Annotated in this window: 22 protein-coding genes; 3 read left to right on the forward strand and 19 right to left on the reverse strand. The window is 73.7% G+C overall.

Annotated elements, in window-relative coordinates:
* Window positions 1–6: 6 nt before the first annotated feature.
* The 5 genes from hisH to hisD are packed head-to-tail and all read right to left on the reverse strand — an operon-like array spanning window position 7 to window position 3,891.
* Window positions 7–645: an imidazole glycerol phosphate synthase subunit HisH gene (hisH, locus tag ACI783_RS01420; protein ID WP_457138786.1), complete on the reverse strand. Its 639-nt coding sequence runs from the start codon at window positions 643–645 to the stop codon at window positions 7–9.
* Between the two features lie 52 nt (window positions 646–697).
* Window positions 698–874 carry a hypothetical protein gene (locus tag ACI783_RS01425; RefSeq protein WP_457138787.1) on the reverse strand — a complete coding sequence of 59 codons (177 nt, stop codon included), beginning with the start codon at window positions 872–874 and terminating at the stop codon, window positions 698–700.
* 4 nt (window positions 875–878) lie between these two features.
* Window positions 879–1,475 (reverse strand): imidazoleglycerol-phosphate dehydratase HisB, encoded by a 597-nt coding sequence (gene hisB, locus ACI783_RS01430; RefSeq protein WP_457138788.1) that lies wholly within the window; start codon window positions 1,473–1,475, stop codon window positions 879–881.
* A complete protein-coding gene (locus tag ACI783_RS01435) occupies window positions 1,472–2,593 on the reverse strand; it encodes a histidinol-phosphate transaminase (RefSeq protein ID WP_457138789.1) in 1,122 nt (373 codons plus the stop codon). Before ACI783_RS01435 ends, hisB begins: the two co-directional genes overlap by 4 nt.
* Window positions 2,590–3,891, reverse strand: coding sequence for a histidinol dehydrogenase (hisD, locus tag ACI783_RS01440; protein ID WP_457138790.1), 1,302 nt, complete (start codon window positions 3,889–3,891; stop codon window positions 2,590–2,592). Before hisD ends, ACI783_RS01435 begins: the two co-directional genes overlap by 4 nt.
* Before the next feature lie 146 nt (window positions 3,892–4,037).
* Here hisD and ACI783_RS01445 point away from each other — a divergent pair, with 146 nt between their 5' ends.
* A complete protein-coding gene (locus ACI783_RS01445) occupies window positions 4,038–4,946 on the forward strand; it encodes an LON peptidase substrate-binding domain-containing protein (RefSeq protein WP_457138791.1) in 909 nt (302 codons plus the stop codon).
* A gap of 66 nt (window positions 4,947–5,012) precedes the next feature.
* Here the strand turns inward: ACI783_RS01445 and ACI783_RS01450 are convergent, their stop codons facing one another.
* The 6 genes from ACI783_RS01450 to lspA form a co-directional block, all read right to left on the reverse strand.
* A complete protein-coding gene (locus ACI783_RS01450) occupies window positions 5,013–5,696 on the reverse strand; it encodes a DUF2567 domain-containing protein (protein ID WP_457138792.1) in 684 nt (227 codons plus the stop codon).
* Between the two features lie 119 nt (window positions 5,697–5,815).
* Complete coding sequence (gene dnaE / locus ACI783_RS01455; protein WP_457138793.1) at window positions 5,816–9,379, reverse strand: DNA polymerase III subunit alpha; 3,564 nt, start codon at window positions 9,377–9,379, stop codon at window positions 5,816–5,818.
* Between the two features lie 226 nt (window positions 9,380–9,605).
* On the reverse strand, window positions 9,606–10,061 hold the full coding sequence (locus tag ACI783_RS01460) for a GNAT family N-acetyltransferase (protein ID WP_457138794.1): 456 nt from the start codon (window positions 10,059–10,061) through the stop codon (window positions 9,606–9,608).
* Entirely contained in the window at window positions 10,058–10,879 is an 822-nt protein-coding gene (locus ACI783_RS01465; RefSeq protein WP_457138795.1) for a CPBP family intramembrane glutamic endopeptidase, read from the reverse strand. The genes ACI783_RS01460 and ACI783_RS01465 overlap by 4 nt, the downstream gene beginning before the upstream one ends.
* A 12-nt stretch (window positions 10,880–10,891) precedes the next feature.
* Complete coding sequence (locus ACI783_RS01470; RefSeq protein WP_457138796.1) at window positions 10,892–11,854, reverse strand: RluA family pseudouridine synthase; 963 nt, start codon at window positions 11,852–11,854, stop codon at window positions 10,892–10,894.
* 67 nt (window positions 11,855–11,921) lie between these two features.
* Window positions 11,922–12,527 carry a signal peptidase II gene (gene lspA, locus ACI783_RS01475; protein WP_457138797.1) on the reverse strand — a complete coding sequence of 202 codons (606 nt, stop codon included), beginning with the start codon at window positions 12,525–12,527 and terminating at the stop codon, window positions 11,922–11,924.
* A 255-nt stretch (window positions 12,528–12,782) separates the two neighbouring features.
* Here lspA and ACI783_RS01480 point away from each other — a divergent pair, with 255 nt between their 5' ends.
* Entirely contained in the window at window positions 12,783–14,267 is a 1,485-nt protein-coding gene (locus ACI783_RS01480; protein ID WP_457138798.1) for a malate:quinone oxidoreductase, read from the forward strand.
* Between the two features lie 193 nt (window positions 14,268–14,460).
* Here ACI783_RS01480 and ACI783_RS01485 read toward each other — a convergent pair whose 3' ends face one another.
* Entirely contained in the window at window positions 14,461–15,972 is a 1,512-nt protein-coding gene (locus ACI783_RS01485) for a potassium/proton antiporter (protein ID WP_457138799.1), read from the reverse strand.
* Between the two features lie 96 nt (window positions 15,973–16,068).
* On the opposite strand from ACI783_RS01485, the gene ileS reads away from it, so the two are divergent.
* Entirely contained in the window at window positions 16,069–19,233 is a 3,165-nt protein-coding gene (gene ileS / locus ACI783_RS01490; protein WP_457138800.1) for an isoleucine--tRNA ligase, read from the forward strand.
* Window positions 19,234–19,307: 74 nt separating this feature from the next.
* Here ileS and ACI783_RS01495 read toward each other — a convergent pair whose 3' ends face one another.
* The 7 genes from ACI783_RS01495 to ftsZ form a co-directional block, all read right to left on the reverse strand.
* The gene (locus ACI783_RS01495) at window positions 19,308–19,985 is read right to left on the reverse strand and encodes a hypothetical protein (protein WP_457138801.1); all 678 of its coding nucleotides are present in this window, start codon (window positions 19,983–19,985) and stop codon (window positions 19,308–19,310) included.
* Between the two features lie 163 nt (window positions 19,986–20,148).
* On the reverse strand, window positions 20,149–20,877 hold the full coding sequence (gene wag31 / locus ACI783_RS01500; protein WP_457138802.1) for a DivIVA-like cell division protein Wag31: 729 nt from the start codon (window positions 20,875–20,877) through the stop codon (window positions 20,149–20,151).
* A 97-nt stretch (window positions 20,878–20,974) separates the two neighbouring features.
* On the reverse strand, window positions 20,975–21,274 hold the full coding sequence (locus ACI783_RS01505) for a YggT family protein (RefSeq protein WP_457138803.1): 300 nt from the start codon (window positions 21,272–21,274) through the stop codon (window positions 20,975–20,977).
* A 53-nt stretch (window positions 21,275–21,327) separates the two neighbouring features.
* The gene (locus tag ACI783_RS01510) at window positions 21,328–22,146 is read right to left on the reverse strand and encodes a cell division protein SepF (RefSeq protein WP_457138804.1); all 819 of its coding nucleotides are present in this window, start codon (window positions 22,144–22,146) and stop codon (window positions 21,328–21,330) included.
* 91 nt (window positions 22,147–22,237) lie between these two features.
* Entirely contained in the window at window positions 22,238–23,026 is a 789-nt protein-coding gene (locus tag ACI783_RS01515) for a YggS family pyridoxal phosphate-dependent enzyme (RefSeq protein ID WP_457138805.1), read from the reverse strand.
* Complete coding sequence (gene pgeF, locus ACI783_RS01520; RefSeq protein ID WP_457138806.1) at window positions 23,023–23,772, reverse strand: peptidoglycan editing factor PgeF; 750 nt, start codon at window positions 23,770–23,772, stop codon at window positions 23,023–23,025. The genes ACI783_RS01515 and pgeF overlap by 4 nt, the downstream gene beginning before the upstream one ends.
* A gap of 156 nt (window positions 23,773–23,928) precedes the next feature.
* Entirely contained in the window at window positions 23,929–25,203 is a 1,275-nt protein-coding gene (gene ftsZ, locus ACI783_RS01525) for a cell division protein FtsZ (protein WP_457138807.1), read from the reverse strand.
* Window positions 25,204–25,378 lie beyond the last annotated feature (175 nt).

The raw sequence follows: 25,378 nt of genomic DNA on the forward strand, positions 1-25,378 counted from the left end.
GGGACCTCAGTCGAGGGTGTCGAGCCAGTTCGTCAGCAGCTGGGCGCCCGCGTCGCCGCTCTTCTCCGGGTGGAACTGGGTGGCCGACAGCGGCCCGTTCTCCACCCCGGCGACGAACCGGTCGCCGTGCTCGGCCCAGGTCACCGCCGGCGGCGTGAGCCGCCCGGTGACCCCGGCCTCGGCGAGCGGGAACTCGCGGACCCCGTAGGAGTGCACGAAGTAGAAGCGCTGGTCGGCCAGCCCCGCGAAGAGGGTCGAGCCCTCCGGCGGCTGGACGGTGTTCCAGCCCATGTGCGGCAGCACCGGGGCGTGCAGCTGCTCGACCACGCCGGGCCACTCGCCGCAGCCGTCGGCGTCCTGGCCGTGCTCGACGCCCCGCTCGAAGAGGACCTGCATGCCGACGCAGATGCCGAGCACCGGCCGGCCACCGGCCAGCCGCCGGCCGATCACCTTCGGACCGTCGACGGCGCGCAGCCCGTCCATGCAGGCGGCGAACGCACCCACGCCGGGGACGACGAGCCCGTCGGCGTCCAGCGCCGCCTGCGGATCGGCGGTGACCGTGACGTCGGCACCCACGCGGGACAGCGCCCGCTCGGCGGAGCGGAGGTTGCCCGACCCGTAGTCGAGCACGACGACCTTCTTCACAGCACTCACGCTACCCAGCAGCCCCGGGCGGCCCGCCGGCATTCCCGGCGGGTCAGACCAGCCGGAGCACGCCGGCGGCCGTCGCCAGCAGGGCGGCGACCAGCAGCAGGACGGCGAACCCGACCTGGACGCCGGTCCGCCCGTCGGTGTCGGAGTCGGCCTTGAAGATGCTGTAGGCGCCGCCGAGCAGGAAGCCGCCGACGATCAGCAGCACGATCCCGAAGTTCATCCGGTTACAGCGCGCCCTTGGTGGAGGGGACGTCGCTGACCCGCGGGTCGATCGCCACCGCGGTGCGCAGCGCGCGGGCGAGCGCCTTGAACTGGCCCTCGACGATGTGGTGGGCGTCGCGGCCGGCGTACAGCACCCGCACGTGCAGGCTGATCCGGGCGTTGAACGCGAAGGACTCCAGCACGTGCTTGGTCAGCGACGTCGGGTAGTCCGGCCCGATCATCGGCGTCATGTTCTCGGGCTCCGCGTGCACGAAGTACGGCCGGCCGGACAGGTCGACCGCGGCCTGCACCAGCACCTCGTCCATCGGGATGGTCGCGTCGCCGTAGCGGGTGATCCCGCGCTTGTCGCCCAGCGCCTCGGCGAAGGCCTGGCCCAGCGCGATCGCGACGTCCTCGACGGTGTGGTGGGCGTCGATGTGCAGGTCGCCGTCGGCGTGCACGGTCAGGTCGATGCCGCTGTGCTTGGACAGCGCGGTGAGCATGTGGTCGTAGAACCCGACCCCGGTGGCGACGTCGGACGTGCCGGTGCCGTCCAGGTCGAGCTCGACGACGAGCTTGGTCTCGCTGGTGGCCCGTTCGACGCGTGCAGTGCGGCTCATGAGCTCGAGTCTCCCTCAGTGGTGCGGTGGTCGGCGGCGATCTCACCCAGCGCGGTGAGGAAGGCGTCGGTCTCCTCGGGGGTGCCGGCGGTGACCCGCAGCCAGCCGGGCAGCCCGACGTCGCGGACCAGCACGTCCCGCTCCAGCAGCGCCCGCCAGGCCGCGGACGCGTCGGCGAACCGGCCGAAGAGCACGAAGTTCGCGTCGCTGGGCACGCTGGTCAGCCCCAGGCCGGGCAGCGCCGCGACGATCCGGTCGCGCTCGGTCTTGACCGCGTCGACGGTGGCCAGCAGCGCGTCGGTGTGCGCCAGCGCCGTCCGGGCGGCGGCCTGGGTGAGCGAGCTCAGGTGGTAGGGCAGCCGGACCAGCTGGACGGCGTCGACCACCGCCGGGTCGGCCGCCAGGTAGCCCAGCCGCAGCCCGGCCATCCCGAAGGCCTTGCTCATGGTGCGGCTGACCACCAGCCTCGGCCGACCGGCCAGCAGGGTGAGCGCCGAGGGCGTGCCGGCACGGGCGAACTCGGTGTACGCCTCGTCGACGACCAGCACCCCGGGGGTGGCGTCGTACAGCGCGGCGATCGTGTCCAGCTCGACGGCGGTGCCGGTGGGGTTGTTCGGGCTGGTCACGAAGACGACGTCGGCGGCGACCTCGCGCACCTGGGCGGCGGCCCGCGCGGGGTCGATGGTGAAGTCGGCCCGCCGGTGCCCGTCGACCCAGCGGGTCGCGGTGCCGGCGCTGATGATCGGGTGCATCGAGTACGACGGGGTGAACCCCAGGGCCGTCCGCCCGCTGCCGCCGAAGGTCTGCAGCAGCTGTTGGAGCACCTCGTTGGAGCCGTTGGCCGCCCACACCTGCGCCGGGTCGACCGGCACGCCGCTGGTGCGGGTCAGGTAGGTGGCGAGGTCGGCCCGCAGCGCGGTGGCGTCGCGGTCGGGGTAGCGGTTGAGCCCGGGCGCAGCCTCGGCCAGCGCGGTGGCCAGGTCGGTCAGCAGCGGCGCGGGCAGCGGGTACGGGTTCTCGTTGGTGTTCAGCGCGTGCCGCACGGCCAGCTGCGGCGCGCCGTAGGGCGTGCGGCCGCGGAGCTCCGGGCGCAGCGGCAGGTCGTCCAGGGACGTCATCGGCCGCGGGCCCGGACGGCGGCCGCGTGCGCCGGCAGGTCCTCCGCGTTGGCCAGGGCGTCGATGTGCCCGGCCACCTCGGCCAGCGCCTGCTCGTCGTACTCGACCAGGTGGATGCCGCGCAGGAAGGTCTGCACGCTCAGCCCGCTGGAGTGCCGGGCGCAGCCGCCGGTGGGCAGCACGTGGTTGGAGCCGGCGGCGTAGTCGCCCAGGGACACCGGCGCCCACGGCCCGACGAACACCGCGCCGGCGTTGCGGACCCGCAGTGCCACCGCGCGGGCGTCCCGGGTCTGGATCTCCAGGTGCTCGGCGGCGTAGGCGTCGACCACGGCGAGGCCGGCGTCCAGGTCGTCGACGAGGACGACGCCGGACTGGCTGCCGCCCAGCGCCGTGGTGATCCGGTCGCCGTGCTTGGTGGCCGCCACCTGCGCGGGGAGCAGGTCGACGACGGCGTCGGCGAGCTGCTCGCTGGTGGTGACCAGCACCGCACCGGCCAGCGGGTCGTGCTCGGCCTGGCTGATCAGGTCGGCGGCGACGTGCACCGGGTCGGCGGTGTCGTCGGCCAGCACGGCGACCTCGGTCGGGCCGGCCTCGGAGTCGATGCCGATCAGCCCGCGCAGCAGCCGCTTGGCCGCCGTCGTGTAGACGTTCCCCGGGCCGGTGACCATGTCGACCGGCGCGCAGTCGCCGGCGCCGTAGCCGAACACGGCGATCGCCTGGGCCCCGCCGACGGCGTACACCTCGGTGACGCCCAGCAGCGCGCAGGCGGCGAGCACGCCCGGGTCGGGCAGCCCGCCGTTGTCCCGCTGCGGCGGGGTGGCCACCGCGATCGACTCGACCCCGGCGATCTGGGCCGGGACGACGTTCATCACCACCGAGCTCAGCAGCGGCGCGAGCCCACCGGGGACGTACAGCCCCACGCGGCGGACCGGCACCCAGCGCTCGGTGACCGTGCCGCCCCGGACGACGTCGGTGGTGACGTCGCTGCGCCGCTGGTCGGCGTGCACCCTGCGGACCCGGGCGATCGACTCCTCGAGCGCAGCGCGCAGGGTGGGGTCGATGCCGGCCAGCGCCTCGTCGAGGGCGGCCCGCGGAACGGTGAAGTCCTCCGCGTCGACGCCGTCGAACCGGGCGGTGATCTCGCGGACGGCCTGGGCACCGCGCAGGCGCACGTCCTCGCAGATCGGCCGCACGACCGCGAGGACCGAGTCGATGTCGGTGGCGGCGCGGGGCAGCAGGTGCGCGAGCTCACGCGGCCCGGGCAGCGCGGACCCACGCAGGTCGATGCGGGCGAGCACGGGGCACCTCCGGGGAGCGGTGAACGGCCTGTCAAGCGTAGTCGGCGGGTCCGACGCCCCCGGGGGAGCCGGTCGGGGGCCTCCACCGGGGTGGAGCCGCCCGGTGTGGTCAGGTCCCCGGGCCGCCGTGCCCCTAGGCTCCCGGTGTGGGCGAGAGCCGTGCGGTGATCCCGCTGTTCCCGCTGGGGACCCCGCTGTTCCCGGGCGTCGTGCTGCCGTTGCAGATCTTCGAGCCGCGGTACCGCCGGCTGGTCGCCGAGCTGGGTGCGCTGCCCGAAGGGCCGGAGCGCCGGTTCGGCGTGGTCGCGATCCGCCAGGGCTGGGAGGTCGAGCAGGTCGCGCCGGCCGAGGCGCTGTTCGACGTGGGCTGCACCGCGGTCCTCCGGCTCATCTCCCCCCGGCCCGACGGTGGCTACCGGGTGGTGGCCGTGGGCGGTGAGCGCTTCCGGTTGCTCGACGTGCTGCTCCCCGACCCGGACAGCGGCGAGCCGCCGTACCTGCGCGCCGAGGTCGAGTGGCTGGTCGAGGAGGAGGCCGCCGAGGAGGCGGCCGGGGACTCCGAGGCCGCCGGCGAGGGACATCCGGCGGCCCTGACCGCCGCCGGCCCGGTCGACGGGCCCGCGGACGACCGCGCCGACGAGCTGGTCACCGACGTCGCCCGTGCTTCGCTGGAGCTGCTGGCGGGCAACGTACGGGAGCTGTTCGCCCGCTACGTCGCCGATGTGGCGGTACGCCAGGGTGGCGTCGGCGCGCTCCCGGAGGACGTGCTCGACGCGCTCACCGGGAACGACGGCGACGGCGACGGGGAGGACCCCGACCCGACCGCGGCGGCCGTGCGTGAGGTCAGCGACGACGCCCGGGGGCTGTCCTGGCTGGTCGCCTCGGCGGCGCTGCTGACCACCGACGACCGCCAGGCGCTGCTCGCGGAGTCGGCGACCCGCCGCCGGCTGGCCATGGAGTCCCGGCTGCTCCGCCGCGAGCTCACCCTGCTGCGCACGCTGGGCGCGGTGCCCGTACCGCTGGCCCAGTTCGCCAGCCCGATGACCCCCAACTGAGGGAGGACCCCGCCCACGTCGCCCCTCGCCAGCTCGGGCGAGCCTCGGGACGGGGCCAGCGAGGCCTCAGGCCCGCGGGCGAGGGGGCGGGACCGGTGGCAGCGGTGGCCGGCCGGCCGGCGGCAGCTGGGCCACCGGCTGGTCGGCCGGTTCGGCACGGCCCAGGTCGTCGCGCGCGGTGAGGGCAGTGGCCACCAGGTAGACCAGCACGGCGACGAACGGGCCCACGGCCAGGGCAGCGGTCGCCCCCAGCTCGACGCCGGTGGTCACCGTCGCGCCGACCCGGCCCAGCTCCTCCTCGGTCGGCCCGGGGGCCAGCCACTCCCCCAGCTGCCAGGCGACCAGGCCGGCGGCGAGCGTGCCGGTGGCCAGGCCGGCGAGCAGCATCACGCCGCGCCGGCGCCGCCACAGCCAGCCGGCGACCCCGGCGACCAGGCCCAGCCCGGCGAGCAGCAGGACGAAGACGCCGTCATCGGCCATGAACAGCTCGTTGGACGGCGCCGGGCCGACCGGCACCACGTCGGTGTCGGTGACCCGGAAATCCGCTCGCGGGGCGAGCCAGACCCACAGTCCACCCACGGGCAGCCCGGCGACGGTGAGCGCTCCGACCGCGAGCAGCGCGGCGGGCAGGTCGGCACGGCTGTCGCGCAGCCCGGGCACGCCCGCCCGGTGGGCCGCGAGGGAGACCCCGTCCCCGGCCGGAGGTGCCCACGACGACGGCGGCACGGGGCCGGGGGTGGAGGTGGTCACCGCTCCATCCTCACCCGCGCCACTCTGCGTTGCGTGGGCAGCAGACGGTGAGCCGATCACCCGGCCCCTGCAGGGGCCCGCCGCGAGCGGGCGAGTGGCGGGGGTCAGGGGCTCCTGCTTCACAGCAGGGCGACGCTGGTCGGCCCCAGCAGCGCCTTGATGTCGCCCATCAGCGCGGTGCTCGGCTGGACGCGCAGCCCCTGGTCCAGCCGCAGAACGGTCTCCCGGCCGCCGTTGAGCAGCTTGAGCTGCACCTCGGTCGTGCCGGGGTGGCTGCCCAGCACCTCGCGCAGGCGCTCCACCACCGGCGGGGTGCACCGGGTGGCGGGCATGGAGACCAGCACCGGGCCGCGCGGCCCCTCGGTGAGCTCGGGGATCATGACCTCGGAGCCGAACAGCGAGGGAGTGTCGTCGCGGCGGCTGATCCGCCCCTTCACCACCACGATCTGGTCGCGGACCACCTTGTCCGACACCTGCTGCCAGGTCTTGGGGAAGAACAGCACCTCGATGCCGGACTCCAGGTCCTCCAGCGTGGCGATGGCCCACGGGGCGCCCTGCTTGTTGGTGCGCGGCCCGACGGCGGTGAGGATGCCGGCGATGGTGACGTTCGCGCCGTCCTCGACCCCGCCGGAGACGATCTCGGCGATCGCCGTGTCGGCGTGCGAGGTGAGCACGTGCTCGACCCCGTGCAGCGGGTGGTCGGAGACGTAGAGGCCCAGCATGTCCCGCTCGAACACCAGCCGCTCGGCCTTGGACCAGTCGGCGGTGGGGATCGGGATGTCCAGCGCGGCGCTCAGCGGGTCGGCGACGTCGCCGTCCCCGTCACCGAAGCTGCCGAACAGGTCGAACTGCCCCTCCGCCTCCTTGCGCTTGAGGCTCATCGCGGAGTCGACGGCCTGCGCGTGGATCGCCGCGATGCCCTGGCGGGAGTGGCCGAGCGAGTCGAACCCACCGGCCTTGGCCAGGGACTCGATCACCTTCTTGTTGCAGGCCACCGTGTCGATCTTGCGCATGAAGTCGGCGAAGTCCTTGAAGGCACCCTTCTCCTCCCGCGCCCGCACGATCGACTCGACGACGTTGGTGCCCACGTTGCGCACCGAGGCCAGGCCGAAGCGGATGTCGTTCCCGACCGCGGTGAAGTCCCAGGAGGACTCGTTGACGTCCGGCGGGAGCACCTTGATGCCCATCCGGCGGCACTCGGCGAGGTAGACCGGGCGGCGGTCCTTGTCGTCGCCGACGCTGGTGAGCAGCCCGGCCATGTACTCGGCCGGGTAGTTCGCCTTGAGGTAGGCGGTCCAGTAGGAGACCAGGCCGTAGGCGGCCGAGTGCGCCTTGTTGAAGGCGTAGTCGGCGAAGGGCACCAGGATGTCCCAGAGCGTCTTGACCGCGGCGGAGGAGAAGCCGTTGGCCTTCATCCCGGCCTCGAAGCCGACGAACTCGGCGTCCAGCACGGACTTCTTCTTCTTGCCCATCGCCCGGCGCAGCAGGTCGGCCTTGCCGAGGGAGTACCCGGCGACCTTCTGCGCGATCGCCATGACCTGCTCCTGGTACACGATCAGGCCGTAGGTCTGGCCGAGGATCTCCTCGAGCGGCTCGGCCAGCTCGGGGTGGATCGGGGTGATCTCCTGCTGGCCGTTCTTGCGCAGCGCGTAGTTGGTGTGCGAGTTCGCACCCATGGGGCCGGGCCGGTAGAGCGCGCCGACGGCGGAGATGTCCTCGAAGTTGTCCGGGCGCATCAGCCGCAGCAGCGACCGCATCGGGCCACCGTCGAACTGGAAGACGCCGAGGGTGTCACCGCGACCGAGCAGCTCGTAGGTCTTCTTGTCGGTGAGGTCCTTGCTGATCTCGTCGAGGTCGACCGGCGCCTTGCCGTTGCGCTCGATGTTGCGCAGCGCGTCGTCGATGACCGTGAGGTTCCGCAGGCCCAGGAAGTCCATCTTCAGCAGGCCGAGGGTCTCGCAGGTCGGGTAGTCGAACTGCGTGATGATCGCGCCGTCGGCCTCCCGGCGCATGATCGGGATGCTGTCGATCAGCGGGTAGCGGCCGATGATCACGCCGGCCGCGTGCACGCCCCACTGCCGCTTCAGGCCCTCGAGCTTGCGCGCCTGGTCGACCACCTCGGCGGCGCCCGGGTCGGACTCGTACCGGGCGCGGAACTCCGCCGCCTCCTTGTACCGGTCGTGCTTGGGGTCGAAGATCCCCGACAGCGGGATGTCCTTGCCCATGACGCCGGGCGGCATCAGCTTGGTCAGCTCGTCGCCCACCGAGTAGGGCCGGTCGAGCACCCGGGCGGCGTCCTTGATCGCGGCCTTGGCCTTGATGGTGCCGTAGGTGACGATCTGGCTGACCCGCTCCTCGCCGTACTTCTGCGAGACGTACTGGATGACCTCGCCGCGGCGGCGGTCGTCGAAGTCGATGTCGACGTCGGGCATCGAGACGCGCTCGGGGTTGAGGAACCGCTCGAAGATCAGCCCGTGCTGCAGCGGGTCGAGGTCGGTGATCCCCATCGCGTACGCGGCCAGGGAGCCCGCGGCCGAACCACGGCCGGGCCCGACCCGGATGCCGTTGTCCTTGGCCCAGTTGATGAAGTCGGCGACCACGAGGAAGTACCCCGGGAAGCCCATCTGGGTGATGATCCCGACCTCGTAGTCGGCCTGCTTGCGCACGTGGTCGGGGATGCCGTTCGGGTACCGCTTGTGCAGCCCGCGCTCGACCTCCTTCACGAACCAGGAGGTCTCGTCCTCGCCCTCCGGCAGCGGGAACCGGGGCATGAGGTCGGCGCCCTCGGTGAAGCTGACCTCGCACTGCTCGGCGACCAGCAGCGTGTTGTCGCAGGCCTCGGGCATGTCGCGGAACAGCGCGCGCATCTCGGCGGCGGACTTGAGGTAGTAGCCGTCGCCGTTGAACTTGAAGCGGTTGGGTTCGTTGAGCCGCGAGCCGGTCTGGATGCACAGCAGCGCGTCGTGCGCGTCGGCGTCCTCCCGGCGGGTGTAGTGCAGGTCGTTGGTGCCCAGCAGCGGGATGCCGAGGTCCTTGGCGATCTCCAGCAGCGCGGGCTTGGTCTTCTTCTCGATGGCCAGCCCGTGGTCCATCACCTCGGCGTAGAAGTTCTCCCGCCCGAAGATGTCCTGGAAGTCCGCCGCGGCCTGGCGGGCGCGGTCGACCTTGCCGGCGCGCAGCCACATGTTGACCTCACCGGAGGGGCAGCCGGTGGTGGCGATCAGGCCCTTGCCGTACTTCTCCAGCAGGTCGCGGTCGAAGCGCGGCTTGCGGTACTGGCCCTCCAGGCTGGCCAGCGAGGAGATCCGGAACAGGTTGTGCATGCCCTCGGTGGTGCGGGCCAGGAGGGTCATGTGGGTGTAGGCGGCCTTGCCGCGGTTGGACCCGCCGTCACCCTCCTCGTCGATCAGCTTGTCGCCGAAGTCGAACGGGGCGCGGTCGAACCGGGAACCGGGGGTGTAGTAGCCCTCCATGCCGATGATCGGCTTGACCCCGGCGGACTTCGCCTGCTTGTAGAAGTCGTAGGCGCCGAACACGTTGCCGTGGTCGGTCATCGCCAGCGCCGGCATGCCCTCCTCGGCGGCGGCCGTGGTCACCTCGCCCAGCTTCGCGGCCCCGTCGAGCATCGAGTACTCGGTGTGCACGTGCAGGTGCACGAAGTTCTCTGACGGGGCGCTGCTCACGGTGCGGGGTGCTCCTCACGGGTCGTGCGGCCGCCTGACCACCAGCAGGTGGGCAGGGGCGGCGGGTCGAGCTGGGTGACCGGCGGGGAAGGCCGTTCCGGGCGGTGCTGTGGTGCTGGCGTGTCGAGGTGCACGGGAACGGCGTCCGGCGACTCCGATCCTCGCATCGCGGAGGTCTACCAGCGAGCACCGACAGGAACTTGTTTCGGTGACGAGGACCGCTCCGTCACAGCTGGCCCGGGGTGAGCGACAGCCGCATGGTGACGTGCCTGATCCCGGCCTCCTCGTACTCCTCGCCGACGGCGAGGTAGCCGGCCCGCTCGTAGAACCCGCGGGCGCTGACCTGGGCGTGCAGCTCGACCGCCCGCTGGCCGAGCTCGGCCGCCGCCCGGTGCAGCACGGCGAGCACCGCGGCCCCGTGCCCGCGGCCGCGCGCCCCGGAGTCGGTGGCCATCCGGCCGATCACCGCCCGCCCGGGGCCCGCGGCGTCGGGCAGCAGCCTGCCGGTGGCGACGACCCGGCCGGTGTGATCCCGGCTGAGCCCGTGCACCGCGGTGGCGTCGGCGGCGTCGCGCTCGAGCTCGGCCGGCACCCCCTGCTCGCGGACGAAGACCCGGTGCCGCAGCGCGCCGACCTCGGCGAGGTCGGCCGCGGTGGCCAGCGACGCCGTGGGCGCGCTCACCGGGCCGCCACCGCCGGGCCCGGCGGCAGCGCGGACGCCGGCACGAGCAGGAACCGCAGGTCGATCAGGGCGTGCAGCAGCACCGGGAGCAGCAGGGACCCGGTCTCCAGGTAGACCGCGGCCAGCACCCCGCCGAGCACGCCGGTGGTGACCACGCCCGAGACCCCCTGGTAGGCGTGCGCCAGGCCGAAGGCGACGGCCGCGACCAGCACGAGCAGGGCGAACGGCAGCCCGGGCAGCGCGGCGGCGACCACGGCCAGGAAGAAGCCCCGGTACAGCCACTCCTCGCAGACCCCGGCGGTGACGCCGACCAGGGCGAACAGCCGCCGCTCGGACCGGCTGCGCGGCAGCAGGGCGACCGTCGCCTGCCCCGTCGGCTGCCCGGTCGGCTCGGCGTGCCGGGGGCTGCCGGGGACGTGCGGTCGGACCACGTCCGGCGGCGGCCCGACCAGCGCACCGGCGCGCAGCGCCCGGACCGACACCACGACCAGCGCGGCGAGGGCCAGGACCGCGATCCAGGAGACCGGGCCCGGCCAGCGTTGCGGCCACACCAGGCCCACCGCGGCGGCGCCGACGCCGGGGGCGGCCAGCCACACGACCAGGGCGACGAGCGCGAGCCCCCACTCCAGCACCAGCAGCCGCCGGTAGAAGGAACGGCGGGCGGCCGGGTCGGTGCGCAACCGGCTCTCGAACCGCCGGTGCAGCACCCAGCCGACGAACGGCTCCCCCACCACCAGGTAGACGGCGATCATCGCCGACGCCAGCTGCGCCGGCCCCAGGTCGGCGAAGGCGTCGGGGAGGTCGGGCACCGTCGTCACGAGCGGGGCAGCTCAGTTCTCGGCACGCAGCACCGCCAGGGCGCCGGCGAGGTCGGCCGGGTAGTCGCTGGTGAACTCGACCCATCGGCCGTCGGCGGGGTGGGCGAAGCCGAGGCGCCGAGCGTGCAGCCACTGCCGGGAGACCCCCAGCCGGGCGGCGAGCGTCGGGTCCGCGCCGTAGGTCATGTCCCCGACACAGGGGTGGCGCAGCGCGGAGAAGTGCACCCGGATCTGGTGGGTGCGCCCGGTCTCCAGGTGGATGTCGACGAGGCTGGCGGCGGGGAACGCCTCCGCCACCTCGTAGTGGGTGACCGACGGGCGCCCCCCGGTGACGACGGCGAAACGCCAGTCGTGCTTGGGGTGCCGGTCGATCGGGGCATCGATGGTGCCCTTGGACGGATCGGGGTGGCCCTGCACCAGGGCGGTGTAGCCCTTGTCGACGGTCCGCTCCTTGAACGCGGCCTTGAGCAGCGTGTAGGCCCGCTCGCTCTTGGCCACCACCATCAGCCCGGTGGTCGCGGCGTCCAGCCGGTGGACGATCCCCTGCCGCTCGGCCGCGCCGCTGGTGCTGATCCGGTAGCCAGCCGCGGCCAGCCCGCCGGTCACGGTCGGGCCGTCCCAGCCGGGGCTGCCGTGCGCGGCCACCCCGACCGGCTTGTCGACCACCACGACGTCCTCGTCGTCGTGCACGACGGTCAGCCCGGCGACCGGCCGCGGCGCCACCGGCTCACCCGGCGGCGGGGGCAGCTCGACCTCCAGCCAGCTGCCCGCGACCAGCCGGTCGCCCTTGCCGCGGGCCCGCCCGTCGACCAGGACGGATCCGCCGTCGGCGAGGTCGGCGGCGACGGCGCGGGACACCCCGAACAGCCGCGTCAGGGCCTGGTCGACGCGCTGCCCCTCCAGCCCGTCGGGCACCGGCAGGGCGCGGGTCTCGCCCCGGGGCGCCGGGGAGGGGCTGCTCGTCACGGCGTCCATTGTGCAGAAGGACCCCGTCCTCCTCACCGCTCGCACGCTCGCGGCGAGCCTCTGGACGGGGCCACGCTCAGCTCTCGGCGCGGTCCGGTCCCCGGGTGCCGTCGAACTCCACGCCGCGGAAGGCCAGCACCGCACCGAGCACGCCGCCGCAGACGATCGCGGAGTCGGCGACGTTGAAGATCGGCCACACGTCGCCGTAGGGGTCGAACAGCGAGATGAAGTCGACGACGCCGCCGCGGAGGAAGCCCGGGTCGCGGAACACCCGGTCGACGAGGTTGCCCAGCGCACCGCCGAGCACCAGCGCGAGCGCGACCGCCCACGCGGTCGAGTGGAGCCGCCGCGCGACGCGCACGATGACGACCACGACCGCCACGGCGATCAGCGTGAACACGATCGTGGCGCCCTCGGCGAAGGAGAACGCCGCCCCCGTGTTGCGGGCCTCGGTGAGGTAGAGCGCCCCGCCGAGCAGCCGCAGCGGCTCCCGGTCGGACAGGGTCGCGACCACCAGCAGCTTCGTCGCCAGGTCGAGGACGAACACGCCCGCCGCCACGAGCGCCAGCAGGCGGGCGCGGGACCGCCGGGGCCCGGCGTCCCCAGGAGCCGGCGCGGACGGGTCCGCGGCCGGGACGGGGTCGGCCGTCGGCCGCTCGGGCTGCTCGGGCTGCTCGGACACCGTCGCCGTCCTCCCGGTCGCGGCCCGGGCGGCCACGTCCCGGACGACGATAGCGGCGTCCCGCCGCCCGACGGCGAGGCGGCGCCGTCTGCCAGGCTCGGGGGGCGACCGGGGCGGCAGAAGGCGCCCCGACCCGCTCTGTGACTCATCTCTCACCCTCAGTTCGGGGTGGACACCCCCCGCGGGACGTCGACCCGGGGACGGCGGACGACGATGGGCACAGACGCACCCATCTGCACTGCACGGGAGAACACCTTGAGCACGGACGGTTCCGCGAACCCCGACGTCGTCCTCGTCGGCGGCGGCATCATGAGCGCCACGCTCGCCGCACTGCTGGGCATCGTCGCCCCCGACTGGACCATCGAGGTCTTCGAGGCCGGCAGCGAGGTGGCCGGGGAGAGCTCGGGTCCGTGGAACAACGCCGGCACCGGGCACTCGGCGCTGTGCGAGCTCAACTACACCCCGGCCCGCCCCGACGGCACGGTCGACCCGGCCAAGGCCGTCGGCATCAACGAGCAGTTCCAGGTGTCCCGGCAGTTCTGGTCGCACCTGGTGCGCACCGGGCTGACCGACTCGCCGAAGACCTTCATCACCTCGGTGCCGCACATCAGCTTCGTCACGGGCACCGACGGCCACCGGTACATGCGCAACCGCTACGAGGCGCTGGCGCCGCAGCCGCTGTTCGCCGGCCTGGAGTTCTCCGACGACCCGGCCGAACTGGACTCCTGGGTGCCGCTGATGATGAAGCAGCGCTCCCCCGGCGAGGTCGTCGCCGCGACCCGTTCGCTGGCCGGCACCGACGTCAACTTCGGGGCGCTGACCCGGCTGCTGATCGAGTCCGGCGTGTCCCGCGGCGTGCAACTGCACCTGCAGCACCGGGTGCAGCGCGTGCGGCGCGACTCGGCCGGTCGGTGGGCCACCACGGTCAAGGACCTGTCCACCGGCCGCAAGCGCACCGTGCGCAGCCGTTTCCTGTTCGTCGGCGCGGGTGGTGGCGCCTTGCCGCTCCTGCAGAGCGCCGGCATCCCGGAGATCCGCGGCTTCGGCGGTTTCCCGGTGAGCGGCCAGTTCCTGCGCACCCGCAACCCCGAGCTGGTCGCCCAGCACCAGGCGAAGGTCTACGGGCAGGCGAAGGTCGGCGCCCCGCCGATGTCGGTGCCGCACCTGGACCTGCGGCTCATCGACGGGGAGCAGGCGCTGCTGTTCGGCCCCTACGCCGGCTTCTCGCCCAAGTTCCTCAAGGCCGGTTCGATGTGGGACCTGCCGCGCTCGGTGCGGGCCGGCAACCTGGGCTCGATGCTGGGCGCCGGCTGGGCCAACATCCCGCTGACCCGCTACCTCATCGGCCAGGTGCTGCAGTCGGAGAAGGCGCGCTTCCGCGCGCTGGAGGAGTTCGTGCCGACCGCCGAGCAGGGTGACTGGGAGCTCATCACCGCCGGCCAGCGGGTGCAGGTCATCAAGCAGGACGAGGCCGGCCGCGGCGTGCTGCAGTTCGGCACCGAGCTCATCGTCGGCGCGGACGGCTCGATCGCCGGCCTGCTGGGCGCCTCCCCCGGCGCCTCGACCGCGACCTCGGCGATGCTCACCCTGTTGGAGCGCTGCTTCCCCGACCGGATCGACGGCTGGCGACCGCTGCTGCAGGAGGCGATCCCCTCCTACGGGCGGAAGCTGTCCGACGAGCCGGAGCTGCTGGCCGAGGTCCGCGCGGACACGACCAGGACCCTCGAACTGCAGGGCTGAGCTCACCGGTCGCGGGGCCCGGAGGGTCCCCGACCGGGGTGCTCGAAGGCGCGCTGACGCGGGCACGTGCGACCCAGAGGGCCGCTGAGTCCTCCCGTCGCGGGGCCGGAGGCTCCCGACCCGAGGACTCGCAGCGGCTCAGCAGGAGACGGCCACGGCTCCTGACCGCGGTGGCGGCCCGGAGGGTCGCGGTCTAATCGGCTTCGCTCGGCTGCCCGCTCTCGCCGCGCCAGGTGGCGAGCCGCCCGGCGCGGCTGACCGCGCGCAGCCGGCGCTCGGCCTCCTGGCGGGAGCCGCGGGCGGAGACCAGCAGCGCCTGGTCCCCGTGCATCAGCCGGGTCGACCGGTCGGGCACGAACGGCCGGCCCTCGCGGACGACGAGCACCACGGCGGCGTCCTCGGGCAGCCTGAGCTCGGGGAGGTACACGCCGTGCAGCCGGGAGGTGTCCGAGACCCGCAGCTGCATCAGCTCGGCGTCGAACTCCTCCAGCGGCGCGGACTCGACGTCGACGTCCCGCGGGGTCACGGGTGCGGAGATGCGCAGCAGCCGGGCCACGGTGGGCAGCCCCCAGCCCTGGATCACGGTGAAGACGACGACGAGCACGAACACGGTGTCGAACAGGCCCGCCGCCCGGGGCACGCCGGCGGCGACCGGGAAGGTGGCCAGGACGATCGGGACGGCGCCGCGCAGCCCGGCCCAGGAGATGAACGCCTGCTGCCGCAGCGGCATCCGGAACCAGCTCAGGCTCAGCAGCACCGACACCGGCCGGGCCACCAGCAACAGCACGCCGCCCACCAGCAGCGCGGGGAGCAGCGCCTCGGGCAGCCGGGCCGGGGAGACCAGCAGGCCCAGCAGCACGAACAGCCCGATCTGGGCCAGGGAGGCCATGCCCTCGGCGAAGCCCAGGCTCGCCGCCCGGTGCGGCAGCGCGGAGTTGCCCAGCACCAGCCCGCAGAGGTAGACCGCGACGATGCCCGAGGTCAGGGCCAGCGTCGCCGCTGAGTAGGCCAGCACGCACAGCGCGAGGGTGGCCAGCGGGTAGAAGCCGGCCAGTGGCAGCGCCACCCGCTTGAGCAGCCAGGCCCCGCCGAAGCCGATGGCCAGCCCGATCGCGGCGCCACCGATGAGCTGCCCGACCACCTCGGCCAGCACCAGGTACCAGGCGCGCACCGGCCCGCCGGTGAGCCCCTCGGACAGCGCGAGCACCAGCAGGATGACCGGGGCGTCGTTGAGGCCGCTCTCGGCCTCCAGCGAGGCGGCCAGCCGGCGGGGCAGCGGCAGCCGCCGCAGCGTGGCGAACACCGCCGCGGCGTCGGTGGAGCCGATGACCGCGGCCAGCAGCAGCGCGAAGCCCCATCCGTAACCGAGCAGCCAGACCGCGATCGCCGCGGTCAGCGACACGCTGACCGCCACGCCCACGGTGGCGAGGGTGAGCCCGGGGCCGATCGCCCGCCGGACGTCGCTCCACCGGGTGGTCAGCCCACCCTCGGCGAGGATCACCACGAGGGCGGCGACTCCGAGGGTCTGGGTCAGCTCGACGTCGTCGAACTGGATCCCCACCCCGCTCTCGCCCAGCGCCACACCCAGCGCGAGGTAGAGCAGCAGCGAGGGCAGGCCGACGCGGTCGGCCAGGCGCAGGGCGACGGCCGCGACCAGCACCACCAGGGCGCCGACGGCCAGGGCGACCGTGACTGTCGTGTTCATCGGTGCGCCCCCACGGGGTGAGTGTTCCGTACCGCGGGCACCGGCCCGTGCAGCCGCTGTCGCAGGAGCGGGTCCCGGAGCTGAGACACTGGTGCCGTGAGTGCGCCTTCCGGGCCCTACCGGGCCCTTCCCCCGCAGGTCGACCTGCCGGCCCTCGAGCACGAGGTCCTCGAGCAGTGGGAGGCCGACAAGGTCTTCGCCCGGTCGATGGAGAACAGGGCGGGCTCGCCGTCCTGGGTCTTCTACGAGGGGCCGCCGACGGCGAACGGCCGGCCGGGCACGCACCACATCGAGGCGCGAGCGTTCAAGGACGTCTTCCCCCGGTTCAAGACGATGCAGGGCTACTCGGTGCCCCGGCGCGCCGGCTGGGACTGCCACGGCCTGCCGGTGGAGATCGCCGTCGAGCAGGAGCTGGGCTTCGCCGGCAAGCCCGACATCGAGCGGTTCGGCATCGCCGAGTTCAACGCGAAGTGCCGGGAGTCCGTCGAGCGGCACGTCGACGCATTCGTCGAGCTGACCAACCGGATGGGCTACTGGGTCGACATGTCGACCGCCTACCGGACGATGGACGCCAGCTACATCGAGAGCGTCTGGTGGTCGCTCAAGCAGGTCTTCGGCAAGGGCCTGCTGGTGGAGGACCACCGCGTGGCCCCGTACTGCCCGCGCTGCGGCACCGGGTTGAGCGACCACGAGGTGGCCCAGGGCTACGAGACGCTGGTCGACCCGTCGGTCTACGTGCGGCTGCCGGTCACCGACGGCGAATGGGCCGGCCGGGCCGACCTGCTGGTCTGGACGACGACCCCGTGGACGCTGCCGTCCAACACCGCGGTCGCCGTGCACCCCGACGTCACCTACGTGGTGGCACGCACGGACGCCGGCACGTTCGTCGTCGCCGAGCCGCTGCTCACCGCGGTCCTCGGGGAGGACGCCGAGGTGCTGGCGCGCACCACCGGGCGCGACTGGGAGCGGGTGCACTACCAGCGTCCGTTCGAGCTGGTCGACTTCCCGGACGGCGTCGACACCCACTACGTCGTGCTCGCCGACTACGTCACCGTCGACGACGGCACCGGGCTGGTGCACCAGTCCCCCGCCTTCGGCGCCGAGGACTTCGCGGTGTGCCGCGGGTACGGCCTGCCGGTCGTCAACCCCATCGACCCGACGGGCCACTTCACGGCCGAGGTGCCGCTGGTCGGCGGGCGCTTCTTCAAGGCCGCCGACCCGACGCTCGTGCAGGACCTCAGCGACCGCGGGGTGCTGTTCCGGGAGCTGCGCTACGAGCACAGCTATCCGCACTGCTGGCGTTGCCACACGCCGCTGATGTACTACGCGCAGCCGTCCTGGTACATCCGCACCAGCCAGGTCAAGGACCAGCTGCTGGCGCAGAACGAGCGGACCAACTGGCACCCGGAGAACATCCAGTGGGGCCGGTACGGCGACTGGCTGCGCAACAACGTCGACTGGGCGCTGTCGCGCGACCGGTACTGGGGCACTCCCCTGCCGATCTGGCGCAACGACGCCGACCCCACCCGGATGATCGCCGTCGGCTCGCTGGCCGAGCTCTCCGAGCTCACCGGCCGGGACCTCTCGGACCTGGACCCGCACCGGCCGTTCATCGACGAGGTGACGTTCACCGTGCCCGGCGAAGAGGGCACCTACCGGCGGGTCCGCCAGGTGATCGACGCCTGGTACGACTCCGGCTCCATGCCGTTCGCCCAGTGGGGCGCCCCGCACCGCAACCAGGCGGAGTTCGAGGCGGCCTACCCGGCGCAGTTCATCGCCGAGGCGATCGACCAGACCCGCGGCTGGTTCTACACGCTGATGGCCGTGGGCACGCTGGTGTTCGAGCAGAGCTCGTACGAGAACGTGCTGTGCCTGGGCCACATCCTGGCCGAGGACGGCCGGAAGATGAGCAAGCACCTGGGCAACATCCTCGAGCCGATGCCGCTGATGGACCGGCACGGCGCGGACGCCGTCCGCTGGTTCATGCTCGCCGGCGGCTCCCCGTGGTCGGCCCGCCGGGTCGGCCACGAGACGCTGTCCGAGGTGGTCCGCAAGGTCCTGCTCACGTACTGGAACACCGCGAGCTTCTTCACCCTCTACGCCGAGACCAACGGCTGGGACCCGGCCGCCAGCCCCGCTCCCCCGCGGGCGGAGCGGCCGCTGCTGGACCGCTGGGCGCTCGCCGAGCTGGCCTCGGTGACCGCCGGCGTGACCGACGCCCTGGAGCAGTTCGACACCCAGACCGCCGGCCGGCTGATCGCCGAGTTCGTCGACGACCTGTCCAACTGGTACGTGCGGCGCAGCCGCCGGCGGTTCTGGGACGGCGACCCGGCCGCGCTGGGCACGCTGCACGAGGTGCTCGACGGGCTGACCCGGCTGATGGCGCCCTTCACCCCGTTCATCACCGAGCGGGTGTGGCGCAGCGCCGTCCTGCCCGGCCGGGTCGACGGCCCGGGGCAGGACGCCGCGCCGGACTCGGTGCACCTGGCCTCCTGGCCGGCGGTCGACGCCGATGCGCGTGACGACGCCCTCGTCGAGCAGGTGGCCCTGGTGCGTCGGCTGGTCGAGCTCGGCCGGTCGGCGCGGACGTCGTCGAAGGTCCGCACCCGCCAGCCGCTGGCGCGGGCGCTCGTCTCCGCGCCCGGCTGGTCGCAGCTGCCGCCGGACCTCGTGGCCGAGGTGGCCGAGGAGCTCAACGTCGTCGACGTCGTGGAGCTCTCCGGCGCCGTCGGCAGCGAGCTGGTCGACGTCTCGGTGAAGGTCGACTTCCGCGCCGTCGGACGCCGGCTGGGCAAGCAGGTGCAGGCGGTGGCGCAGGCGGTCGCCGCGGCCGACGCCGCCCATCTCGTCGCCGCCTACCGCGCCGGCACCGCCACCGTCCCGGTCGACGGCGCCGAGGTGGCCCTCGAGGACGGCGACCTGGTGGTCACCGAGACCCCGCGGGAGGGGTGGACGGTCGCGGCGGCCGGCGGGCTCACCGTCGCCCTCGACCTCACGCTGACCCCCGAGCTGGAGCGGGCCGGGCTGGTCCGCGAGGTGGTCCGGCTGGTGCAGGAGGCCCGCAAGTCCAGCGGCCTGGCCGTCAGCGACCGGATCGAGGTCTGGTGGACCGGCGAGGACGGCCTGGCCGAGGCGCTGGCCGAGTCCGGTGGCACCTGGGCCGGCGAGGTGCTGGCCACCGCGGTGCACCCGCAGGTCCCCGGCACCGGCCCGGGCCTCGAGGGCCCGGCCGGCTCGCGGTTCTGGATCGCCAAGGCCTGAAGGAGAGGCCCCGTCCTCCTCGTGCCTCGCACGCTCGGCACGAGCTTCGGGACGGGGCCTGACCGCCGGGGCTCCTAGCCCCGGCGGGCCCGCTCCCGTTGGGCCATCGCCCGGTCCGGCGTGCAGACTCCGCACGGGGTGAACCCGTCGGTCCGTGCCTGCAGCATCGGGATCGGGATCGTCGCCACGCCGGCCAGCCGGGGGCAGCCCGCCACGTGGTAGCGCGGGCGCTCGTCGACGACGAGCACCTCGTCGGTCAGGTCCATGATCAGCAGCAGGTCGGAGAACTCGACGTCCTCCGGGGGCGGTTCGCCCCCCGCCGCGGCCGGCTCGGCGGCGGGAGGCCGTCCGCCGTTCCCCTCGCTCGGCGGTCCGCCGGCCCGGGGCAGCATCGGGGAGCTGGGCGGTACCGGTGGCGGGGACACGCGCCGCACGCCCTCGTCGTCCCCAGGCCTGGCCAGGCCGGCCAAGGAGCTGCCGGCCAGCGAGCTGCCCAGCCGGGGCGGGAGCGTGGCGGGCTGTCCGGCGTCCGGCGGAGGGCCGGCAGCGCCGGCCGGGCCACGGTCGGCCGGCTCGTCGGCGTCGTCCGCCGCGGTGCCGGTACGGCGGCGCAACGCCCCGATCCCGATCAGCACGGTGGCCAGGGCGCTCACCGCGAAGGAGCTCCACTGCAGCACCGGCTCGCCCTGCACGACCCCGGTGACGAGCAGACCGACGGCGATCAGGACCAGCAGCGCCGCGATGAGGACCACGTCCGGATGCTATCCGGCACCGGCCGCCGCGGGCCCACGACGGGACGACACGACCCCGACGACGACAGAGCCCCTCCGGACCGGAGTCCGGAGGGGCTCTGTCGGCCACCCTCCAGGGGCCCGCGCCGAGCGTGCGAAGCGTGGGGGGAAGGGTGGTCCTTCTTCAGGCGCTGACGTGCTGGTTCTGCCGGCTGTTGGACGACGGCTCGGCCGAGCCGCGGCTGTCCAGGTCGCGCAGGTGCGACTCCAGATAGGAACGCAGCCGGGTGCGGTACTCGCGCTCGAAGGTGCGCAGCTCGTCGACCTTGCGCTCCAGGCTCGCGCGCTTCTCCTCCAGCGAGCCCATCGCCTCGACGTGCTTGCGCTCCGCGTCCTGCTGGAGGGCCGTGGCCTTGGCGCGGGCCTCGCGCTCCATCGTGTCGGCCCGGGTGCGGGCGTCGCCGAGCATGGCATCGGCGCGCTGCTTGGCCTCGCCGACCATCTGCTCGCTCTTGGTGCGGGCCTCGGTCAGCATGCGGTCGCTGGTGCTCTTGGCGCTGCTGACCATCTGGTCGGCCTGCGCCTTGGCCTCGTTGACGTGTCGTTCGGCCGTCTCGGTGGCCAGCGCGAGCATCCGGGACGCCCGCATCGCCTCGTCCTCCCGCGACTGCGGGGTCGCCTGCGGCGGGGGCGGCGGCGCGGTGACGGTCATCGGTGCGGACTCGACGCGCTCCTCCGACCGGGCCGACGACCCACCCGAGGCGCGGAGGTCGTTGTTCTCCTCGATCAGGCGGGCCAGCTCGGCCTCGACGACGTCGAGGAAGGCGTCGACCTCGTCCTCGTCGTAGCCACGCTTGCCGATCGGCGGCTTCTTGAAGACGACGTTGTGCACGTCGGCGGGAGTCAGTGGCATACGGCTCACCTCAGGTCGGACGGGCGGAACGAGGACGGGTGCGAACCGGCGGCGGACCGCCTGCGGCCCGCGCCCCTCCCCGGCTCGGTGGATCGGGTCATGCGGCGGAGTAGGCCAGGCTCTGGATCACGCTGCGCAGCACGATCACCGCGATCAGCAGCACCATAAACCCGAGGTCCAGCCGGATGGACCCCAGGTTCAGCGGCGGGATCACCTTGCGCACCGCCTTCAGCGGCGGGTCGGTGGCGGCGTAGACGACCTCGAGCCCGGCCGCCACCGCACCCTGCGGGCGCCAGCTGCGCGACAGCACCATCACCCAGTCCACGACGAACCGGGCGAACAGCAGGATCAGGAAGACGAGCAGGATCGACGAGACGATCTGCAGGAGAAGTGACACGGTCCTCGCTCGTTCGGGTCACCACGTGGCCGCGAGGTCACGGGGTGGACTGGTCAGGACTGGTTGAAGAACCCGCCCTCACGGATCCGGGCCTTGTCCTCCGCGGTCACGTCGACGTCCTGCGGACTGAGCAGGAACACCTTGGCCGTGACGCGCTCGATACTACCGTGCAGCCCGAACGTCAGGCCGATGGCGAAGTCCACCAGTCGCTTCGCGTCGGCGTGCTCCATGTCGGTGAGGTTCATGATCACCGGCATGCCGTCGCGGAACCGCTCACCGATCGTCCGCGCCTCGTTATAGGAGGCCGGGTGCACGGTGGTGATCCGGTAGGAGTCCGGCTTCGGGGCAGGCTCGGGCGCGGGTGCCAGCACCGGGGCGGCCGCCGGCTCGCGCATGGCCAGCCCGGCAGAGCCCGCGGCCCCGCCGCCGGCCGAGATGCCGCCGCCGCGCCCGGACCCGGCCGAGGCCAGCGAGGCGCCGGCCGAGGTGAGGCCGGCGCCACCGACCAGTCGCGAGGAGGCGCTCGTGGAACCGGAGGACCCGGCGAGGTTCAGCGGCCGGGCGGCCGGGCGACGCCCCAGCGAGACCGCGGGCTCGGGAGCGGCCTCGGCCGCCGGCTCGAACGGCTCCTCGGCTGTGTAGTCGTCGGCGTACTCCGGCTCGTAACCGTAGTCCCCGGCGGGGTAGGCGTCGTCGGCGAACCGGGCCTCGGCGTCGTAGCCGACCTCATCGCGGGCGCCGTAGCGGTCGTAGCGCCGCTCGTCGCGGTCGTAGTCCGACTGCCGGGCGGCATAGCGGTCGTAACCGCCACGGGTGTCGTCGTCCTCGACGAGGCCGAGGTAGACCCCCATCCTCCTCATGGCTCCGGCCATCCGGCGTCTCCCTCTGGTCTCGTGCGCTGGGCGACTCGCGCGCTGGTGCGGTGATGTCTTCGGGTGGTGATGTCTTCAGGTGGTGATGTCGTCAGGTGGTGCGGTGGTGCGGCTGGGGCTGGTGTGACTCGGGAGATCGCACGGGTCCCTCGGCACCACTCCGATCGGAGGCTAGGGGGCGAGCACCGAACAACGCGGTACCGACACGCACCACGGTGGCCCCAGCTGCCACAGCCGCCTCCAGGTCCTGGCTCATGCCCGCCGAGAGCTCCGTGGCACCAGGATGGTCGTGCCGCACGCGGACGGCGAGCTCGGCCAGTCGGGCGAACGCCGGGGCCGGATCGACTCCCCGCGGGGCCACCGCCATGAGCCCGCGCAGGCGCAGCGCGGGCTCGGCGGCGACCGCGTCGGCGAGCCCGGGCACCTCGGGGACGGCAGCCCCGCCGCGGGCGCCGAGCTCCCCCGCAGGGCCGCCCAGGTCGACCTGCACCAGCACGTCGAGCACCCGGTCGGACCGCTCGGCGGCCCGCGCCAGCGCATCGACCAGCGACGCCCGGTCGACCGAGTGGACCGTCGCCCCCAGCCGGGCCGCCGCCGCCGCCTTGTTCCGCTGCAGCTGCCCGACCAGGTGCCACCGCAGCGCCGGGACCGCCGGGTCGTCAGCGAGCCCACCGGCCTTGCTGAGCAGCTCCTGCACCCGGTTCTCGGCGAAGTCGCGCTGCCCCAGGGCCGCGAGTGCCCGGACGTCCTCGGCCGGCCAGGTCTTGCTCACCGCGAGCAGCCGGACCTCGGCCGGGTCGCGCCCGGCGGCCCGGGCGGCGCCGTCGATCCGCCGCCGGACCGCGCCGAGGTTGTCGCTCAGCCGGTCCGCGTCGGTCACCCCTGCCCCAGCGACGGGTCCAGCCAGACCAGGCCCGCCTGCCGACCGGTGACGCCCTCGCGGCGGTGGGAGAAGAGGGCGCGGTCCTCCACCGTGCACCGGGGGTCGTGGACGACCTGGCCGACGCCCGCGTCACGCAGCACCCCGGCGATGCCGGCCCGCAGGTCCAGCCCGGGGGTGCCGGCGCGGGTGCGCACCGCACTGGCCGGTGCGACCCGGGCCACCTCGGCCTGCATCGCCGCCGGCACCTCGTAGTCCGCCCCGCAGACGGCCGGACCGAGGAGCGCCTCGACGTCGGCCGCGTGGGCACCGAGGCGGGTCATCGCCGCCAGCGCCGCCGGCACCACACCCCGCCGGACCCCCTCGCGCCCGGCGTGCACCGCGGCGACCACCCCGGCGACCGGGTCGGCCAGCAGCACCGGAACGCAGTCGGCGACGAGGACGCACAGCACCAGCCCCGGCGTGGCGGTGACGAGCGCGTCGACGTCGGCCACCGGGTTCTCCTCGGCGTCCTCGACGATCGCGACCCCGGTGCCGTGCACCTGGGTCATCCAGACCAGCTGCCTCCCGGGCACCCCGATGCCGTCGGCCAGCCGCTGCCGGTTGGCCGCGACGTCGGCCGGGTCGTCACCGACGTGGCTGCCGAGGTTGAAGGAGTCCCAGGGCGACGCGGAACGGCCGCCCCGCCGGTCGGTGACCACCCGTCGGGTGCGCACCGCCGGCCGGGCGGCCGGCTCGTGACTCAATGGAACGGCCTCACTGCAGGGACCCGGGGCGAGCCTCCGCAGCGGGCTGGAACGGCCCGCGTGCAGGGGCCCGCCACGAGCGTGGTGACGTGCTGGAGCGGCCCCCTGCAGGGACCCGGGGCGAGCCTGCGAGGCCCGGGGGGCAGGGGGGTCCGTTCACTGGCTGCGGAGGAACTCGGGGATGTCGAGCTCCTCCTCGAAGTCGTCCGTGGCCAGCGGACGGCTCTTGCCGCCCGTCGAGCCCTGCATCGGCGGCAGCGGCGGGACGGTGATCCCGCCACCGGCCGGGGCGGCGCCCGGCTGGCCGGGCCGGGGCGCGGCGGCCGACGGCGCAGGGGTGGCCTGGGCCGGGGGGACGGGGACCGCCTGCGCCGGGGGCGTGGAGACCTGCCCGGCCGCACGTTCGCCGGTCTGCGCCGGTACGGCCGGCCGGGAGGACGCCGGGGCGGCGGTGGCCGCTGGGACGTCCTTGCGGTTGCCCGGCTTGCCCCCGTCGAAGCCCGCCGCGATCACGGTGACCCGGACCTCGTCGCCGAGGGCGTCGTCGATGACCGCCCCGAAGATGATGTTGGCGTCCGGGTGCGCGGCGTCACTGACCAGCGACGCCGCCTCGTTGATCTCGAACAGGCCCAGGTCCGACCCACCGGAGATCGACAGCAGGACACCGTGGGCGCCCTCCATCGAGGCCTCCAGCAGCGGGCTGGCGATCGCCTGCTCGGCGGCGAGCAGAGCGCGGTTGTCGCCCCGTGCGCTGCCGATGCCCATCAGCGCCGAGCCTGCTCCGGACATGACCGACTTGACGTCGGCGAAGTCCAGGTTGATCAGGCCGGGCGTGGTGATCAGGTCGGTGATCCCCTGCACACCGGACAGCAGCACCTGGTCGGCGGTGCGGAAGGCGTCCATCACGCTGACGTTCCGGTCGCCCAGCTGCAGCAGCCGGTCGTTCGGGATGACGATGAGCGTGTCGCACTCGTTGCGCAGCTCCTCGATCCCCGACTCGGCCTGGACCGCGCGCCGCTTCCCCTCGAAGGAGAACGGACGGGTGACCACACCGATGGTCAGGGCACCGAGCTTGCGGGCGATCGAGGCGACCACCGGGGCGCCCCCGGTGCCCGTGCCACCACCCTCGCCTGCCGTCACGAAGACCATGTCGGCGCCCTTGAGCACCTCTTCGATCTCCTCGCGGTGGTCCTCGGCGGCCTGCCGGCCGACGTCGGGCTGGGCGCCTGCGCCGAGCCCGCGGGTGAGCTCGCGGCCGACGTCGAGCTTGACGTCGGCGTCGCTCATCAGCAGCGCCTGCGCATCGGTGTTGATGGCGATGAACTCGACCCCCTTGAGGCCGACCTCGATCATCCTGTTGACCGCGTTCACCCCGCCGCCGCCGATGCCGACGACCTTGATGACCGCGAGGTAGTTGTGCGGAGGTGTCATGCCGCGCTCCCCAACTGAACCCTCATCCTCATGTAGAGCCTTATAGTTATGTCAACTCGGGCGTTGGGGACGAAGTTAGGTGCCCCCCAGTGCCCCAGCAAGCACCCCTCCGGGCTCGGCGTGTCCCACGGGCACCACCTCACGAACCTCGGTCGACCCGTCGGTCACATTTGCC

It is taken from the genome of Modestobacter sp. SYSU DS0511 (assembly GCF_054050755.1).

Coding starts and splice junctions, on each gene's coding strand:
- ACI783_RS01425 (WP_457138787.1), bottom strand. CDS start 874: ATGAACTTCGGGATCGTGCTGCTGATCGTCGGCGGCTTCCTGCTCGGC.
- hisB (WP_457138788.1), bottom strand. CDS start 1,475: ATGAGCCGCACTGCACGCGTCGAACGGGCCACCAGCGAGACCAAGCTC.
- ACI783_RS01435 (WP_457138789.1), bottom strand. CDS start 2,593: ATGACGTCCCTGGACGACCTGCCGCTGCGCCCGGAGCTCCGCGGCCGC.
- ACI783_RS01470 (WP_457138796.1), bottom strand. CDS start 11,854: ATGGACGCCGTGACGAGCAGCCCCTCCCCGGCGCCCCGGGGCGAGACC.
- ACI783_RS01485 (WP_457138799.1), bottom strand. CDS start 15,972: ATGAACACGACAGTCACGGTCGCCCTGGCCGTCGGCGCCCTGGTGGTG.
- wag31 (WP_457138802.1), bottom strand. CDS start 20,877: ATGCCACTGACTCCCGCCGACGTGCACAACGTCGTCTTCAAGAAGCCG.
- ACI783_RS01510 (WP_457138804.1), bottom strand. CDS start 22,146: ATGGCCGGAGCCATGAGGAGGATGGGGGTCTACCTCGGCCTCGTCGAG.
- ftsZ (WP_457138807.1), bottom strand. CDS start 25,203: ATGACACCTCCGCACAACTACCTCGCGGTCATCAAGGTCGTCGGCATC.